Source organism: Novosphingobium sp. 11B (genome assembly GCF_054589055.1).
Genome location: NZ_BAAILP010000284.1, coordinates 3392 through 5787, shown reverse-complemented (window position 1 = coordinate 5787; position 2396 = coordinate 3392). Strand labels below are relative to the sequence as shown.

General features: G+C 66.8%; 1 protein-coding gene. It reads left to right on the top strand.

What is annotated here, in order from left to right:
- Nucleotides 1-293: 293 nt before the first annotated feature.
- Nucleotides 294-2396: M13 family metallopeptidase (locus ACYPYD_RS24345; RefSeq protein WP_459666013.1), on the top strand; the 2103-nt coding region annotated here is incomplete at its 3' end.

The following is a 2396-nucleotide window of genomic DNA, read 5'->3' as shown; positions in this document are numbered from 1 at the left end:
CCCTTCGACAAGCTCAGGGTGAGCGGGGTTTGGCTGTTGTCCCCGCGATGCCAGAACCTTTGCCCCCAAACCCGCTCAGGCTGAGCTTGTCGAAGCCTCATGGGCCGCGCGCATCGCTTGAAGACTGGCTCAGGTCAAACAAGTCGGGGCAAGTCGGGGACAACGCGCGATTTACCTCCAACACTGCTGCTTTTTCACTGGCGTTGCGCGCGCGTGTAACTAAGTTACGCGCCATCGCCGGTCGTCCTGATCCGGCCGAAATATCCTGTCGCCCCCGTCCGAAAGGTCACGACATGCTTCGTTATGCCGGCAAGGCGCTCCTTGCGAGCGCCGCGCTTTCCGTTCTCGCCTTCTCCGCTCCCGTCTTCGCGCAGGACGCTGCGCCCGCAGCCAAGCCCGCGCTCGCGCCCTCGGCCGACTGGGGCAAGTTCGGCGTCCAGACCCAGTGGATCGACACTGCGGCCAAGCCGGGCGACGACTTCGACGCCTACGTCAACGGCGTCTGGAACAAGACGGCGGTGCTTCCCGCCGACCGCACCCGCTGGGGCTCGTTCATCGAACTGAGCGACCTTTCGGAAAACCGCGTCCACGGCATCCTCGACGATCTGCTTGCCGCCAACCCGGCGCCCGGCAGCGACGCGGCGCGTATCGCGGCGGCCTACAAGGCGTTCATGGACGTCGATGCGATCAACAAGGCGGGCTTCGCCCCGGCGCAGCCCTACCTCGCCGCGATCAAGGCGGCGAAGACCCCCACCGACATCGCCACGCTGTTCGGCAAGCCCGGCTATGCCTCGCCGATCGGCCTCTATGTCGGCGCCGACGACAAGCAGAGCGACATCTACGCGCTCAATGCCAATATCTCCGGCATGGGCCTGCCCGACCGCGACTACTACCTGAAGACCGACGCCCGCTCGGTGGAACTGCGCGACAAGTACAAGGCCTACCTGACGTTCGTGCTCGGCAAGGCGGGCTACGCCGATGCCCCGGCCGCCGCCGCTTCGGTGCTGGCGCTGGAAACGCAGCTCGCCAAGGCCGACTGGGACCGTGCCGCCGCCCGCAACCCGGACCTCACGTACAACAAGGTGCCGCTCGCCGAATTCGAAGCAATGGGCTCGCCCGGCGTCGTCAAGGCGTTCCTGTCGGCCGTGGGCGCGGACAAGGCCAGCTACGTGCTGATCGGCGAGATGCCGCCGACGGCCGAGGAGTTCAAGGCTGCAGGGATCGACCCGGCCAAGGCGGGCGATCAGTTCGGCCCCGGCATGCCCGCCGTCGTCAAGCTGATCGAGACCACCCCGATCGCCACCTGGCAGGCCTACCTCGCCGCGCACTTCCTGCGCGACAACGCCTCGGTCCTGCCCAGCGACATCGATGCCGCCACCTTCGATTTCTACGGCAAGACCCTGAGCGGCCAGCCCGAGCAGCGCCCCCGCTGGAAGCGCGGCATCGCGGCGGTCGAGGGCATGGCGGGCGAACTCGTCGGCAAGCTCTACGCGGCGAAGTATTTCCCACCCGCGCAGAAGGCGGCGATGGCCGACCTCGTCGCCAACTTGCGCAAGGCGATGGCCGCCAACCTCAAGGACCTCAAGTGGATGAGCCCGGTCACGCGGGTAAAGGCCGAGGAGAAGCTCGACGCCTTCACCCCCAAGATCGGCCAGCCGGACGTGTTCAAGACCTATGAGGGCCTGACCTTCTCGGCCACCGACCCGCTGGGCAACACCATGGCGGCGGGCAAGTGGCAGACCGCCTTCGATATGAACCGCATCGGCGGTCCGGTCGATCGCACTGAATGGGGCATGCTGCCGGAGACGGTGAACGCCTACTACAACCCGGCGATGAACGAGATCGTCTTCCCGGCGGCGATCCTGCAGCCGCCGTTCTTCAACCTCTCGGCCGATCCGGCGGTCAATTACGGCGGCATCGGCGCGGTCATCGGCCACGAGATGAGCCACGGCTTCGACGACCAGGGCGCCAAGTACGACGGCACCGGCAACTTGCGCGACTGGTGGACGCCGCAGGATCTCGCTGCGTTCCAGAAGCTGCAGGCGGCGCTGGCGGCGCAGTACGATGCCTTCTGCCCGTTCGACGACGGCAAGGATGGCAAGGCCTGCGTCAACGGCAAGCTGACGATGGGCGAGAACATCGGCGATCTCGGCGGCCTCAGTCTCGCCTACCGCGCCTACAAGCTCTCGCTGAACGGCAAGGAAGCGCCGGTGATCGACGGCGTCACCGGCGACCAGCGCTTCTTCATGGGCTGGGCGCAGGTCTGGCGTTCGAAGGTGCGCGAGGCGCAGGCGCGCCAGTTCCTCGTCACCGACCCACACTCGCCGCCGCAGTACCGGGTCAACGGCATCGTGCGCAACTTCGACGAATGGTACAAGGCGTTCGGCGTGCAGCCG